At 61.5% G+C, this 13,691-nt stretch carries 15 protein-coding genes; 8 read left to right on the forward strand and 7 right to left on the reverse strand.

Annotated features, from left to right (window positions below):
• Positions 1 to 121: 121 nt before the first annotated feature.
• The 5 genes from KF821_00495 (at position 122) to KF821_00515 (ending at position 4,546) form a co-directional block, all read left to right on the forward strand.
• Positions 122 to 430 carry a hypothetical protein gene (locus tag KF821_00495; GenBank protein ID MBX3004289.1) on the forward strand — a complete coding sequence of 103 codons (309 nt, stop codon included), beginning with the start codon at positions 122 to 124 and terminating at the stop codon, positions 428 to 430.
• Positions 431 to 457: 27 nt separating this feature from the next.
• Positions 458 to 1,678 (forward strand): cysteine desulfurase, encoded by a 1,221-nt coding sequence (locus tag KF821_00500; protein MBX3004290.1) that lies wholly within the window; start codon positions 458 to 460, stop codon positions 1,676 to 1,678.
• Positions 1,679 to 1,680: 2 nt separating this feature from the next.
• Complete coding sequence (locus tag KF821_00505) at positions 1,681 to 2,085, forward strand: SUF system NifU family Fe-S cluster assembly protein (protein ID MBX3004291.1); 405 nt, start codon at positions 1,681 to 1,683, stop codon at positions 2,083 to 2,085.
• Positions 2,086 to 2,094: 9 nt separating this feature from the next.
• Positions 2,095 to 2,454 carry a non-heme iron oxygenase ferredoxin subunit gene (locus KF821_00510; GenBank protein ID MBX3004292.1) on the forward strand — a complete coding sequence of 120 codons (360 nt, stop codon included), beginning with the start codon at positions 2,095 to 2,097 and terminating at the stop codon, positions 2,452 to 2,454.
• Positions 2,455 to 2,596: 142 nt separating this feature from the next.
• A complete protein-coding gene (locus KF821_00515; GenBank protein MBX3004293.1) occupies positions 2,597 to 4,546 on the forward strand; it encodes a hypothetical protein in 1,950 nt (649 codons plus the stop codon).
• A 565-nt stretch (positions 4,547 to 5,111) separates the two neighbouring features.
• Here the strand turns inward: KF821_00515 and KF821_00520 are convergent.
• The 6 genes from KF821_00520 to KF821_00545 are packed head-to-tail and all read right to left on the reverse strand — an operon-like array spanning position 5,112 to position 10,282.
• Positions 5,112 to 5,792, reverse strand: coding sequence for an HAD-IB family hydrolase (locus KF821_00520; protein MBX3004294.1), 681 nt, complete (start codon positions 5,790 to 5,792; stop codon positions 5,112 to 5,114).
• Complete coding sequence (locus KF821_00525) at positions 5,789 to 7,486, reverse strand: long-chain fatty acid--CoA ligase (protein MBX3004295.1); 1,698 nt, start codon at positions 7,484 to 7,486, stop codon at positions 5,789 to 5,791. The genes KF821_00520 and KF821_00525 overlap by 4 nt, the downstream gene beginning before the upstream one ends.
• A 6-nt stretch (positions 7,487 to 7,492) precedes the next feature.
• Positions 7,493 to 8,452 (reverse strand): tRNA (adenosine(37)-N6)-dimethylallyltransferase MiaA, encoded by a 960-nt coding sequence (miaA, locus tag KF821_00530; GenBank protein MBX3004296.1) that lies wholly within the window; start codon positions 8,450 to 8,452, stop codon positions 7,493 to 7,495.
• Entirely contained in the window at positions 8,436 to 8,798 is a 363-nt protein-coding gene (locus KF821_00535; protein MBX3004297.1) for a YraN family protein, read from the reverse strand. The genes miaA and KF821_00535 overlap by 17 nt, the downstream gene beginning before the upstream one ends.
• A gap of 2 nt (positions 8,799 to 8,800) precedes the next feature.
• Entirely contained in the window at positions 8,801 to 9,481 is a 681-nt protein-coding gene (locus tag KF821_00540) for a dienelactone hydrolase family protein (GenBank protein ID MBX3004298.1), read from the reverse strand.
• 18 nt (positions 9,482 to 9,499) lie between these two features.
• Entirely contained in the window at positions 9,500 to 10,282 is a 783-nt protein-coding gene (locus KF821_00545; GenBank protein ID MBX3004299.1) for a methyltransferase domain-containing protein, read from the reverse strand.
• 19 nt (positions 10,283 to 10,301) lie between these two features.
• On the opposite strand from KF821_00545, the gene KF821_00550 reads away from it, so the two are divergent.
• From KF821_00550 to KF821_00560, 3 genes are read left to right on the forward strand one after another with little or no spacing between them, the layout of a single operon-like run.
• The gene (locus tag KF821_00550) at positions 10,302 to 11,132 is read left to right on the forward strand and encodes a hypothetical protein (GenBank protein ID MBX3004300.1); all 831 of its coding nucleotides are present in this window, start codon (positions 10,302 to 10,304) and stop codon (positions 11,130 to 11,132) included.
• On the forward strand, positions 11,129 to 11,545 hold the full coding sequence (locus tag KF821_00555) for a M67 family metallopeptidase (protein MBX3004301.1): 417 nt from the start codon (positions 11,129 to 11,131) through the stop codon (positions 11,543 to 11,545). The genes KF821_00550 and KF821_00555 overlap by 4 nt, the downstream gene beginning before the upstream one ends.
• Entirely contained in the window at positions 11,529 to 12,698 is a 1,170-nt protein-coding gene (locus tag KF821_00560; protein ID MBX3004302.1) for a hypothetical protein, read from the forward strand. Before KF821_00555 ends, KF821_00560 begins: the two co-directional genes overlap by 17 nt.
• Positions 12,699 to 12,704: 6 nt before the next feature.
• Here KF821_00560 and KF821_00565 read toward each other — a convergent pair whose 3' ends face one another.
• Entirely contained in the window at positions 12,705 to 13,565 is an 861-nt protein-coding gene (locus tag KF821_00565) for an MBL fold metallo-hydrolase (protein MBX3004303.1), read from the reverse strand.
• Positions 13,566 to 13,691 lie beyond the last annotated feature (126 nt).

Here is a 13,691-nt window from a genome sequence, read left to right on the forward strand (position 1 = left end):
TAGAGTGAATGGTGAGCAGTGAGGAGTGAACAGGAGCATTGAGACTGGAAAGTAGGTGATCAGTCCCTCGGTTTCCTGATTACTGCTCACTGTTCACCGCTCACTTGCTTTCGGAGGTTGAATGGCAGAACTTCGCTTTACAAGCGCCCCTGACCGCGACGACATGTACAAGGTAGGCGACCGCGTAGAGGTCTATTGTGACCACGAAGACCCCAAAGGCAACCGCGTACGCGGCTGGCTGGAGGGTGTGGTGGTGCAGGTAGACCCCAAGATCGTGGCGGTGCAGTTCGCCGAGCCGGTGTACTTGACCGACGGCTGGATGGTGCCCGACCACGTGTTGTGGTGTCCGCCCAATTCGCAGCAGATCCGCATGGCGCGCAAGCGCACGCGCAAACCGCGTGCCACGCGCACCACGCGCAGCAACAAGTAGGGGATGATGGCCGAAGCCAATCACACCATTGATGTCGCTCGCATCCGCGCCGATTTCCCGGTTTTGGATGTTGAAATCAAGCCCGGCGTACCCTTGGTTTACCTCGATTCAGGCGCCACCAGCCAGAAGCCCGTGCAAGTCATCGAGCGCATGAACCAGTACTACCGTGCCGAGAACGCCAACATTCACCGCGGCGTGCACAAGCTGGCCGAGCAGGCCACCGAGGATTACGAAGGCGCCCGCGCCAAGGTGGCCAAGTTCATCAATGCCGCCAAGAGCAAAGAAATCGTCTTCACCCGTAATGCGACCGAGTCGGTGAACCTGGTGGCGCAAACCTGGGGCCGCGCCAATTTGCAGGCGGGCGATGTGGTTGTGCTCACCGAGATGGAGCACCACGCCAACCTGGTGCCCTGGCAGATGCTGGCCGCTGAGCGCGGCATCCGCCTCGAATTCATCCCCGTTACCGAAGCTGGCGTGCTGGACATGAGCGCATTGCCCGGCCTGATGGAGCTCAAGCCGAAACTGGTGAGCTTCACCGCCATGAGCAATGTGCTCGGCACGATCACGCCGATCGCCGAGATCGTGCAGGCCGCCCATGCGGCGGGTGCACTGGCGATGGTAGACGGCGCCCAATCGGTGCCGCACCTACCCACCGATGTGCAGGCGCTGGATATTGACTTCCTGGTCTTCTCCAGCCACAAGATGCTCGGGCCGACCGGCATTGGCGTACTGTATGGCAAAGAAGCCATCCTCGAAGGCATGCCGCCCTTCATGGGCGGCGGCGACATGATCAAGCGCGTCAAGCTGCGCGAGTTCACCACCGCCGGCGTGCCGCACAAGTTCGAAGCCGGCACTCCGGCGATTGCCGAAGTGATCGGCCTGGGTGCGGCGGTGGACTATTTGAACGCCATCGGCATGGAGGCCATCGCCGCCCATGACCGCGAGCTGACCGCCTATGCGCTGGAACGTTTGGAAGAGGTGCCGGGCATCTGGATCTTTGGCCCGGGCATCGAGCACAAGAGCTCGAACGCCTCGTTCACGCTGCAGGGCGCCCACCCGCACGACGTGGCTGAGATCCTCAATCGCCACGGCGTGGCCACGCGCGCCGGGCACCACTGCGCCATGCCGGTGCACGAGAAGTTTGGCGTGCCGGCCACCACGCGGGCCAGCTTTTACCTCTACAACACCACCGCCGAAATTGATAAACTGGTGGAAGCCCTCTACTCTGTAAAGGAGATCTTCGGTTAATCATGGACGATCTCTACCGTGAAGTAATCATCGATCGCTACCAAAACCCGCGCTTCAGTGGCACGCTGGACCCGCATACCCATTCCTATGAGGATGACAACCCGGTGTGCGGCGACCACATTCGTATTGACCTGCGCGTGGATGCCAACGATGTCGTTTCCGAAGCCAAGTTCACCGGCGAAGGCTGCTCGATCTCGCAGGCTTCGGCCGATTTGCTGATGGAAAAGATCACTGGCATGCCGGTGGCCGAAGTGCGCCAGCTTGGCAAGCAGGATATTCTTGACCTGCTCGGCATCGAGCTCGGCCCGGTGCGCCTGAAGTGCGCGCTGCTCTCGCTCAAGGTGCTCAAGGGCGGCGTGTACGGCCTCGACGAAGTGATCTCACTCGACGAGCTGGCGGAGTCCTAGCCAGACGCTATGCCTGAACTCGGAACCTTTACTTTTACCTCCCTCGGTCCCAAGGAAGTGGATTTTGTGGCCGTGGCTAGCGAAGCGGAGTTGCCCAACGGCAAGCGCCTCTTCGTCAGTGTGGACGAATACAACCTGGTGGTGTTCAACATCGCCGGCGAATACTTTGCCATCGCCGATCTGTGCTCGCATGACAATGGGCCATTGGGCGAGGGCGAGCTGGAAGGCCACGAGATCATTTGCCCGCGCCACGGGGCGCGCTTCGACGTGCGCAATGGCCGCGTGCTCAGCCTGCCGGCCGTGCTCGACATCCCCGCGTACCCCACGCGGGTCAGTGAAGGCATGGTGGAAGTGGGGCTGCCGCTGTAGACAGCCCGCTTAGCTGTTCTAAAAAAGCACCAGGCAAGCTGGTGCTTTTTTGTGCGTGTTTATAATGCACACTTCAACGTTATAAGCAGGGAGGATTACTTTGAAAGATAACAAGGTTTTTCGACCGTGGATATTCTTGCTTGTGCTGGCGGCATTGGCCTATCTGGGCAATGCCTGGCGCATGGGCTATTTTTCTGACGATTGGTATCTGTTGTTTTCGGGCATCACCTATGGCCCGGCCAAATTTTGGGATGTATACATCATTGACCGGCCTTTGCGTGGGGTACTGCAATACGTGCTGTTCAGCCTGTTCGGCAGCACGGTGTGGCTCTACTATTTGGCCGCATTGATCATGCGCATTGCTGGGGCGCTGGGCTTTTATTGGATGCTGCGCCTGCTACTGCGCGAGCAACGCTTGTTCACTGTGCTGGCTGCCGCGCTGTTCCTGGTTTACCCCGGCTTCCTGGAGCAACCCAACGCTATGGACTTCATGGCCCAGCAAGTGGCCATGACCGCCATCATTTTCTCAATCTGCTTCAGCATTCGCTTTGTATTGGCGCCGCGTTGGCTCGTGCGTGCGGGGTATCTGCTGCTTTCAGTGGGCCTGGCTTTAGTAGGCTATATGCTGATGGAGTATTACATCGGCATGGAAGCCTACCGCTTCCTGTTCTTGCTGTATCTAATGCGCAAACGCGGCCGCCTGCTGAGCAAGCGCAGTATCGGCCTGCTGGCGCCCTTGCTGGTGGCACCGGCGGCGTTCACTATTTGGCGCTTGTTCATTTTTCAGGGGGCGCGGGCTAATACCAACCTGGCATTTGTGCAATCCCATTTGGGCAGCGGGCTATGGCTCGAGTTGGCGCAGTTGGCGGGGCAATTTGTGGTGGATGTGAGCGAAACCTTTCTGGGGGCCTTTGTGCTGCCCTTTTCGCTGCTGTTTGGGCGGCTGGGCGAGCTGGAGATCGCTACGGGTTTGCTGCTCGGCGCGCTGGCGGCTGGGGCCACGGTGCTGGTGATGCGGCCTGCGTTGGCGGCCCACAAAGCGGAGCTGACCGCCAGTAAGCAAGGGGCGCTGTTCCTGGCGCTGGCCTTCCTGGCCGGTGTATTTTGCTTGGCATTGATCGCCGTCTCTGGCCGCGATCTGAGCTTCCTGTTTTACAATCGCTTTTCGTTCCCCTCGGCGATGGCCGTGGCGATCGTGCTCGCTTTTATCGGCTTGAGCTTTCGCAGCCGTTATGTGCAGATGGCCTTCTTTGCGCTGCTGCTGTTCATCTCGGTGGCTACACATTACGCCAATGGCGTGCGCTTTGCACAGGAGTGGGAGGATACGCAACGCTTTTGGCAGCAGCTCACCTGGCGTATCCCCAACCTGGAGGATGGCACCATGCTCACCGGGCGGCGCGTGGCTCCGATCTATGAAGACTACTATCTCTGGTCGCCACTGAATTTGCTTTACCGCCCCTTTCAGGGGCAGATCGTGCTCAGCACCGAGGTGTTGAACAGCGAAACGGTGCAGAACATCAGCGCTGGAGTACCCTTCGAGAAAAATCGGCGCTCTCTGTATCTTGTGTATGATTTTTCCAAGACCCTGGTTTTTAGCCAGCCCACGCGCCAAGCTTGTTTGCGGGTGCTCAATGCCGACCAGATCGAACTCTCGACGCAGGATGACCCGCTGGTTGCGTTGGCCGCGCCGTATTCTATGATCGGCCAGGTACAGGCCGAGGGCGCGGCAGATGAGCGTATGTTCGCGCGCTTGTTTGGCCCTGCGCAGGCGACGCAAGATTGGTGCTACGTTTACCAAAAAGCCGATCTGGCGCGCCAGCAGGGCGACTGGGCAGCGGTGGCCGCCTACGGCCAGCAAGCTGCCGCCGCCGAGCTGGCTCCAGCCGATGCCATCGAGTGGATGCCCTTCGTGCAAGCCTACGCCTATCAAGGTGAGCTGGCCCAGGCGGCTGAGTTGGCCGAGCGTATTGGCACTACACCGTACTATGCCTGGCAGGCTTGCGAGATCTTCTCGGCCAAGCCGCTCAGCGGAGATGCGGCAATCGATGCGGGCAATCAGCAATTGGCCGCATGGTTTTGTGCCGCAGAGTAGCTGCCAAGCAACCTGTCATTGCGAGCGAGTGAAACGAGCGGAGCAATCCCCAAGCCAGTATTGCAAAGCCAAGTTGGGGTTGCTTCGTCAGCGCCGCTGCGCGGCGCACTGCTGCGCAGCAGAATCCCCGCAATGACAGGCACACAGGCGTATTGTCATTGGAATGAAACGCAACCCGTCATTGCGAGCGAGTGAAACGAGCGAAGCAATCCCCAAGCCAGATGCAAAGCCATGTTGGGGGTTGCTTCGTCAGTGCCGCTGCGCGGCGCACTGCTGCACAGCGCGATCCTCGCAATGACAAGTACGCAGGCGTATTGTCATTCTGCCCCGACTGGAAGTGTCTGTCATTGCGAGCGAGTGAAATGAGCGAAGCAACCCCCAAGCTGGTATGCAAGACCACGTTGGGGATTGCTTCGTCAGCGCCGCTGCGCAGCGCGATCCTCGCAATGACAAACAAGCGGTTGACCTTGTGCCAAGATGATTAAACGCCCCTCTCCCTTCAAGGGAGAGGGGAACGCAGCGGAACTGCGTGGGTGAGGTTGTACTAGGGGGAAGACGGCTTGGCTCACTCCACCAGCTGCCAGCCGCGCTCAATCGCGATCGGCTTTAGATACTCGTCGGGGAAGAAGGCCACCGGGTGGCCCACCATCTCCAGCAGTCCAACATCGGTGGCGCCGTCGGCGTACGCCCAGCTGGCAGCAAAGTCCACAGCGATCTTCTCCGCGGCCAGCGTGGCCTGCGCCTTGGCCGCCTTGTTCTCGTCGATGCATACCAGGCCGTCCACTTTGCCGGTGTAGCGCCCGCGGGCTTGGGCCGGCGTGGTACCCACGGCAAGGTCGGCGCCCACTTCCTGGGCGATACGCATCACCAGCGGGGTGGGGCCAGCGGAAACCAGCACCACCAGGTGGCCCTTGGCCTTGTGCTCCTGGATCTTATCCAGCCCCTGCACGCGCCACAACCCCTGCATGTATCCGGTGGTCACCCAATCCCACACGGGTTGTGCCTTCTCTGGGGTGTCGCCACGCAAGAACCACATTAGGTTGGCGGCCCAGGGCGTGCGGAAGGCGCTCTGCGAGAGCAGGCGTGCCTTATGCAAAAACCACAGCGGCAAGTGATAGACCCAGTACCAGCGCTGTGTCCAGCGGCGTAGCTTGTGCAGCTTGTAGTAGTCGAGGATGCCGCGCCACACGCGCTCGGTGGTCAGGGTACCGTCTACGTCAAAGAAAGCGACGATGCGTTTGCTCATGATGCTTGCTCCTGGTGCTCAGACAGGCTATGCCTGCGCACCAACTCGCGGCGCAATAGCTTGCCCACGGTGGTGCGCGGCAACTTGTCAGTGAAAGTAAAACCCTTGGGAACCTTGTAGGGTGCGAGGTGCTGTTTACACCAGGCGCGCAGCTCGCCGGGCGTGGTGGCTTGCCCGTCATGCAGCACGATCCAGGCGTGCATAGCTTCGCCGCTGGCACCATCCGGCACGCCAGCCGCGCCCACCTCGCGCACGGCGGGGTGCTGCTGCAGTACCTCTTCCACTTCACGCGGCCACACCTGGTAGCCGCCCACTTTCACCAGCTCCTTCTTGCGGTCAATGATGTAGAAGTAGCCGTCTTCATCCATGCGCGCAATGTCACCGGTATACAGCCAGCCTTCTTTGAGTACATCCATCGTTTCGGTGGGCAGGTTGTGGTAGCCGCGCATTACCTGCGGCCCTTTGATCACTAGCTCGCCGATCTCGCCTTGTTTCAGCACCGTCACGCCGTCCTGCAGGCTGACGATGCGGCAATCCACGCCGGGTAGCGGCATGCCGATCGAGCCAGTCTTGTTCAGCCCGGTGAGCGGGTTGCAGTGCGTGGCCACCGGCGTCTCTGAGAGCCCGTAACCTTCCAGCAGGTGGCCGCCGGTGAGCGCTTCGAAGCGCTCCTTGGTCTCGCGCAGCAATGGCGCCGAGCCAGAGATGCAGAAGCGGATCGAGCTGAGGTCGTACTTGCCGGCTTTTACATCCGGGTGATTGTTAATGGCGTTGTACATGGCTGGCACGCCGGGGAAAGTGGTGGCTTTGTATTTCTGAATGTTGGCGAGCACATCGTCCACGTTGCGCGGGTCAGGGATCATGACAAGGGAGCCGCCCTTCCACATGCCGTAGAGCATGCCTACCACCATGCCGTAGGCGTGATACATCGGGATCGCCAACAGCACCATCTCGTTGCCTTGCTCGCCCTCGTGGTTCCAGGCGTCAATTTGCGCGGTGTTGGCCACCAGGCCGCGGTGCACCGCCACCACGCCCTTGGAGCGGCCGGTGGTGCCGCCGCTGTATTGCAGCAGGGCGGTATCGTCTGGCTCCACCGCTACCTGCGGCCGTTGGCCGGGGGTATGCGCGGCGATCAGGTCACCCATCCACACATCGTTGTCGCGCAGCTCCACGCGGAAGCCGGCTTTCTTCTCTTTGAGCGCGCCAAATAGCAGCTTCTTGACCGGTGGCAGATATTCCTTGATGTTGGTGGCGATGATCTGGCGAATGCGCGTGCGCGGCTGGACTTCCTTGACCTTGGCATAGTTGTTGGTCATCGCCACCATCAACTCCACGCCAGCGTCATTGACCTGGTATTCGAGCTCACGCGGCGTGTAGAGCGGATCGGTGGCAACGACGACCGCGCCGAGTTTGAGGATGGCGAAGTAGGCGATGACGAATTGTGGCGTGTTGGGGATGAACAGGCCGACGCGCTGGCCCTTGCGCACGCCCAGCGAAGCCAGGCCAGCCGCCATGCGATCACTGAGTTCGTCTATCTCCTTGTAGGAGAGGGTAGCACCCTGGAAGATGGTGCAGGCCTTGTGCGGAACCTCGCGCACGGCGCGCTGCAGCACATCCACCACGGTGAGGGAGGGAAAGTCCAGCGTGGGCGGGACGGCAGGATCGTAATGGGCGTGCCAGGGCGATGGTTGCATTGTGGCCTATTCTAAACTTGCTTGGTTGAGAAAATTGCGCACAGCCGCATCGATATGCGTCTGCGCGTCAGCGTCACTTAAGTCTACCCATTCAATGGTAGGGTCAGCGGGTTTGAACCAGGCGTACTGGCGGCGCACAAAACTGCGCGTCAGGCGCTTGATCTCGGTCACAGCTTCGTTGAGGGTAAGCGCGCCCGCCAAATGTTGCGCCAACTGCGCATAGCCAATAGCGCTCAAGCTGGGTAGCGAAGGCGCGTAGCCTGCCGCCAGTAGGCGGCGCACTTCGTCGAGCCAGCCGGCGGCCAGCATGGCTTCGATGCGCGCGTCAATGCGTGCATACAGCTCGGCGCGCGGGCGGGTGAGCCCCAGGCGCAGCACGCGGTAGGGTGAGGGTGTTTGGCGGCGCTGTTCGCTAAAGCGGCGGCCGGTGGCCAAGGCCACTTCCAGCGCACGCAGGGTGCGGCGCACATTGCGCGCGTCGATGTTGGCCGCCGCGGCCGGGTCGAGCACAGCCAGGCGCGCATGCAGCGCATCGCCGCCGATTTGTTCGGCCCAGCCTGCTAGCGCGGTGCGCAGGGCAGGCTGGGGCGGCAGTTCCGGCGGCAGCCAGCCATCCACGATGGCTTGCATGTATTGCCCGGTGCCGCCGACCAGCAGCGGCAGTTTGCCACGCGAGTGAATATCGGCGATGGCTGCCGCGGCCTGCTCTTGGAACACGGCCAAACTCAGCGTCTCGTCTGGGTTGGCGATGTCAATCAAATTATGCGGCACCCGCGCCAACTCGGTAGCCGAGGGTTTGGCGGTGCCGATGTCCATGCCGCGATACAGCAAGCGCGAATCGGCCGAGACGATCTCGCCGTTCCAACGCTCAGCGATGGCGATGGCCGTCTCGGTCTTGCCCACGGCGGTGGGGCCAAGCACGGCCACCAGGGGCAGCTTGGTCTGTGCGTTATCCGTGGACTGCATTCTCAATGTGCACAATGTCAGGTGGGCCAGCCGCCGGCTGGAACACGGAGATGACGTCAATACGCCATTCGCGTTCGGCAGGCTGGCTTTGCATGTAGGCTTGGGCGGCGGCGATCAGGTGAGCTTGTTTGGCGGCCGTCACGGCTTCTTCGGGGTGGCCGAAACGTGTGCTACGCCGCGCTTTCACTTCGACGAAGATGAGCTGGCCATCTTTGCTGGCCAGCAGGTCAATCTCGCCGTGCTCGGAGCGCAGGTTTTGCGCTTCTATCGTGTAGCCGCGGGCTTGCAGGTAGCTGGCGGCCGCCTGCTCGCCCCAGCGGCCGAGCTGCTGGCGCGGCGTGCTCATGCTCAGGCCAGGTATTGGCGCAGCCAGGCCAGCGTGCGCTGCCAGGCGTCTGCCGCCGCTTCAGGATGGTAGACCTCGGGGCGGTCATTGTTAAAAAAGGCGTGTTCCGCACCGGCATAGGTGTGGATGTGATGCGGCGTGTTGTTCTTTTCCAACTCGTTGTCGAAAGCGTGCACCAGGCTCTGCGGGATGCCGCCGTCCAGCTCCCCATAGATGCCCAGGGTCGGCGTGCTCAGTTTGGCCACATCACCGGCCTCGAGCGGGCGGCCGTAGAAGCACACCACCGCAGCGAACGCTTGGCTGTCGGCGGCGGCCGAAGAGAGCGCTAGCGCGCCGCCCATGCACCAGCCCAGTGCGCCAATTTTTTTCGGCTGCACTGCGTCCAGCCCGTTGAGGTAGCTGGCCGCCGCGCCGATTTCGCTGATCGCACGGGCACGGTCCAACGCCATGGCGAGCTTCTTGGCTTCGTTCGGCTCACTGGCTGATTCGCCGTGGTACAGATCCGGCGCCAGGGCTACAAAGCCTTCAGCGGCCAAGCGGTCTGCCACGTCTTTGATGTGGCCCACCAGGCCCCACCATTCCTGAATGGCGATCACCGCCGGGCCGTGGCCGCTGGCGGGCAGGCTGAGATAGGCGGGTACGTCAGTCCCGTTGTAGGGGTATGCAATCATCTCACCGTTCATGCGGTGAGTATAACTGAGCTAGGCGTTGCCGGTCTTGTGGAAGACGAACTGATGGCAGCCCGTAGGCACCTTGGCGGGGATGAAATCGACGCGCTCAAAGCCCAGGCTTGCCATGTGCTCGGTGAGCCCTGCTTCGCTAGCATGCTCATAGGGGTAACCGCCCACCCAGTCCACCACGTCGTGATAAAAATCCATGCCGCGTTCTTTCTTGCGCGGATCCTGGCGCGTCACTAACCACTTGGCCACGTAGATCACCCAATAGTTGATTGCGATCAGCCCGCGCCGCAAGAAGGCCGGCGAAACGTTGTACAGCCATTTGATGGTGTGCCACAAAGGCGAGCTCCAGTGCGAACGGTAAATGGCTAGTACCAGATGCCCCTGCGGCTTGGTGAGCTGGGCGGCGTGCTGCAGCGCCAAAGCCATATTACCGGTATGGTGCAACACGCCCCACGAGTGCACAACATCAAAGCCGCCGCCTTGGCCCAGCTCCGCGACGCAGCCGGGGTCGAGGATCGAGCCGATGCTGAGCACAGGCGGTTGGGCCAGCGTGAAGTGCGTTTGGGTGAGCCGCGCCGCTTCCAAATTGTCACTGTCAATGTCTATGCCGCAGCAATGCGCCCCGGCTTCGGCGGCCAGGCAGATCGAAAGCCCCTGGCCAAAGCCAATATCGAGGAATTGCGTGCCCGCCAGCGGCACCTGGGCAAACAAGCGTACAAAATCAGTGCGGGCGGCTTCGATCTGTTGTGCGTTGAGTGCAGTGCGGGCGTAGGATTGCCAATTTTTGCCGAAGTTAAAACGCATGCGGGCAGTATAACCTGCTATGCAGAGTACAATCGCCAGCATGCGTCTGGAGCGTTTCCTCCCGGATCGAGAGCGGCTGAGCGCGGTGATGGCCGTGATCCTGCTGGCCTATGTGGCCGTGCGCTTTGTGCAGGTGCCGCCGCTGGTGCTAGATTGGCAGTTGCTCGGCGTGCATTTGCCGCTGCAACTCGGCATCAACACCTTGCTGGCCGTCTTGCTGGCTGGGCTCACCGCCGCCGGGGCCGATTGGCTGCTGCGCGATCATCCGGCCCTGGGGCAGCGCAGCACCTATAGTCACTGGCTGTTGCCTGCCATGACCGCCTGGGTGCTGGCGCTGGTGCTGAGCAATTTGCCCTTCAGCGCCAGTTGGTGGATCGCCTTCCTGGTGTGCGCCCTGCTGCTGCTGGCGATCCTGCTGGCGGAGTACAACAGCGTTGCCGAGGAGGGCCAATTGTATGCCCTAGTGAGCACTGCGCTCAGCACCCTGGCACTGATCCTCTTTCTGGTCCTGGCGATCAGCGTACGCGGCTTAGGCTTGCGGCTCTTCCTGGCCTTGCCGGCGGTAGGCCTGGGCGCTTTTTTGGCCGGCACGCGTCTGAACTTATTACGCAACGTCGAGAACTGGCATTCCTTGCAACTAGTGGGGATGACTTTTCTAGTAGTACAGGTGGCCGCGGTGTTGCACTATCTGCCCGTCTCTGCGTTGGGTTATGGCCTGGTGCTGCTGGGCGCCTTGTTCGCACTCAACAACTATATGGCGAACCTCAATACGGGCCAGCCGGCCAAAGAGGCGGCCCGCGAGCCGCTGATCGCCGCAGGTGTGTTTTTGCTGCTGGCGGTGCTGGTGTGAGCCAGGGCCGCTGGCGCCTGCAGCCTGAGCATGTGCACAGCATGCAAGTGCACGTGGCCCAGCTGGCCCCACTGGAAGCCTGCGGGCTGGTAGCCGGTGCCGCCGGGCTGAGCCAGCAGGTCTACCCTGTAACCAATGCCGCCGCCAGCCCGACGCGTTACCGCATGGCGCCCGCCGAGCAGGTGGCCGCCCTCACGGCGATGCAAGCCCAAGGCTGGGAGCTACTGGCGATCTTTCACTCGCACCCCGCTGGCCCGGCCACGCCATCGCCTCGCGATGTGGCCGAGGCACTATACCCCGGCGCGCTGCATCTGATCTGGGCGCCAGGCGTGGCGGGCTGGGCCTACCGCGCCTTTTTGTTGGATGGTGGGCAGCCTACGGAGATTGATCTACACGATGAAACAACTGCTTGATTCGCAACGGCCCCCGCTGACTCGCCGTGATGTGTGGATCACATTACTGGTAATGGCGCTGAGTGCGTTGATCTTCCTGCCGATCTATCGCGTTCGCATCCTCACGCCTACGGATAATGATTACGGCTCGCATATTCTGTTTGCTCAGCAACTTTTGCTTGGCGACCCGATCCCGGCGCACATTCTGGCTCATCCACTGTTACAGCTCTGCCTAGCTGGCCTGGTGTGGTTGAGCCGCTCGGTGATCAGCCTGTGGGACGGTATGGTGCTCTCACAAGTGGCCAGCCACGCGCTCACCGCCGGGCTGCTGTATGTGTGGCTGCCCAAAACGCCCGGCCGCGGCCAGTGGCTGGCGGCCGGCCTGGCGCTTGGGCTGGGGCTGGCTGCGCCAGTCATGCTGCTGGTGCTGGCCGATGGGCAATACTATTTTGGCTACATCGGCCTGGCCAGTTATCACAACCCTACCGTGATCTTGTTGCGCCCGTTGGCGCTGGCCAGCTTTATCCTGGCGGAACGCGTCTGGCGGCCCGGCCCCAGCTCAGCGGGCCTCAAACTGGGCGCCGCTGTGCTGGTGGTGCTCTCGGCGCTGATCAAGCCCAGCTATATTTTCATCATGCTGCCTGCGTTGGCGCTGCTGGCGGCATACCGCCTTTGGAAGCAGCAGCCGCTGGAGCTTGGCTTGCTGGCCTGGGGTTACTTTGTGCCCGGTGTGCTGGTGCTGGCGGTACAGGGGCTGGTGACGTATCTGCTGCCTGGCGCCGAGGAGGGCGGCATCGTGTTCGCCCCGCTGGCGGTGGAGGCGGCCTTCTCGGATCACTTGCTGGCTAAGTTCCTGCTGTCGATTCTCTTCCCGCTGGCGGTGTGGCTGGTGCAGCCGCGCGCCACCCGCCAGGACGGTGCCTGGCTGCTGGCAGGGCTGGCTTTTCTGGTGGGGGCGGCGCAGATGTACTTGCTGGGCGAGGGCGGCGAGCGCTTACTGCACGGCAACTTCCGCTGGGGTGCGCAGATCGGCTTGTTTTTGTGGCTGGCAGCTTCGCTGCGGCTGTGCTTGGCGCACAAGCCCGCGCGGCCACTGCTGTGGGTGTACCTGGCGCATGTGGCGGCAGGCCTGGCGTACTACGCCTACTGCATCACCACTGCCGCTTACGGCTAGACTAGCTTAATCGGCGACGAGTTCCGAGCCTTCCGGCAGCTTGCCATACAACTGGCGATACAGCGCCACCAGATTGCGCTGGTGCAACTCTTCGGCCATCCCGGCGATCAGCACGCGGCTCTTGCCGCAATCTTCCACATGCACGGTTTCTAAAATATCCAGCGGGTAACGGCGGCGCGCCGCGCCACGCACCACCTTGGTGATCTTGGCCAGGTAATCGAGGTTGTTGCGCACCGCTGCGTCGATCTCGCCACGCAGCACGATCTCGCCGTGGCCGGGCACCAGGTTCTCCAGGCCCATCTTGGGCAGCTTCTTGAGCGAAGCGGTGGTGTCGTTGATGTCACCATCCGCCAGGATCGGTAGTGCCATAAAGGTATCGCCGCAGAAGAGGATGCGGTCCTCCTCCACCAGCACGGCGATCGAATCGGCACTATGTCCGGGGAAGGGGAAGATGCTCAAATTCTTCTTGCCGACTTGTAAATTAAGCTGGCCTTCGGTAAAGGTCACGTTGGGCAAGACCAGCTCTACTTCGCGCAGGCTGGCGTTGTCTTTTTGTTCGGCATCCAATGCAGCACGGCCACGCGTGTCGAGGTATTCGTGGCACAAACTGTGAGCGATGATCTTGGCGCCGGGGAAGAAACAATTGCCCCAACTGTGATCGGCGTGGTAGTGGGTGTTGATGATGTAGCGCACCGGCACGCGTAGCTCGCGCTCGATGAAGCGGCGGATCTGCTTGGTTTCTTCGGGCAGGGCGAGGGTATCGATCAGCACGGCCATATCCGGCCCGGCGATCACGCCCGCGGTGACCTGGGCGTAGAGCTCACTTTGAAAAAAGTAGACATTTTCTGCAATGCGTTCGTGTTGCACGTAAAAATTCCTCCAACCCAATAGCGGGCGAAGGTGCAAGATAGCACAGGCATAGGGGCAAAGTCAAATCTGTGATGAATTTCACTATCTATGAGCACGCCGGCGCGCTGCGGCGCGATTTGCATC

Source organism: Anaerolineales bacterium, assembly GCA_019637755.1.
Classification (GTDB): Bacteria; Chloroflexota; Anaerolineae; order Anaerolineales; family UBA11579; genus JAMCZK01.

Excerpts from the sequence above, each read along its gene's own strand:
- KF821_00495 (MBX3004289.1), top strand. The coding sequence starts at position 122 with ATGGCAGAACTTCGCTTTACAAGCGCCCCTGACCGCGACGACATGTAC.
- KF821_00505 (MBX3004291.1), top strand. The coding sequence starts at position 1,681 with ATGGACGATCTCTACCGTGAAGTAATCATCGATCGCTACCAAAACCCG.
- KF821_00510 (MBX3004292.1), top strand. The coding sequence starts at position 2,095 with ATGCCTGAACTCGGAACCTTTACTTTTACCTCCCTCGGTCCCAAGGAA.
- KF821_00520 (MBX3004294.1), bottom strand. The coding sequence starts at position 5,792 with ATGAGCAAACGCATCGTCGCTTTCTTTGACGTAGACGGTACCCTGACC.
- KF821_00525 (MBX3004295.1), bottom strand. The coding sequence starts at position 7,486 with ATGCAACCATCGCCCTGGCACGCCCATTACGATCCTGCCGTCCCGCCC.
- miaA (MBX3004296.1), bottom strand. The coding sequence starts at position 8,452 with ATGCAGTCCACGGATAACGCACAGACCAAGCTGCCCCTGGTGGCCGTG.
- KF821_00535 (MBX3004297.1), bottom strand. The coding sequence starts at position 8,798 with ATGAGCACGCCGCGCCAGCAGCTCGGCCGCTGGGGCGAGCAGGCGGCC.
- KF821_00540 (MBX3004298.1), bottom strand. The coding sequence starts at position 9,481 with ATGAACGGTGAGATGATTGCATACCCCTACAACGGGACTGACGTACCC.
- KF821_00545 (MBX3004299.1), bottom strand. The coding sequence starts at position 10,282 with ATGCGTTTTAACTTCGGCAAAAATTGGCAATCCTACGCCCGCACTGCA.
- KF821_00550 (MBX3004300.1), top strand. The coding sequence starts at position 10,302 with ATGCAGAGTACAATCGCCAGCATGCGTCTGGAGCGTTTCCTCCCGGAT.
- KF821_00560 (MBX3004302.1), top strand. The coding sequence starts at position 11,529 with ATGAAACAACTGCTTGATTCGCAACGGCCCCCGCTGACTCGCCGTGAT.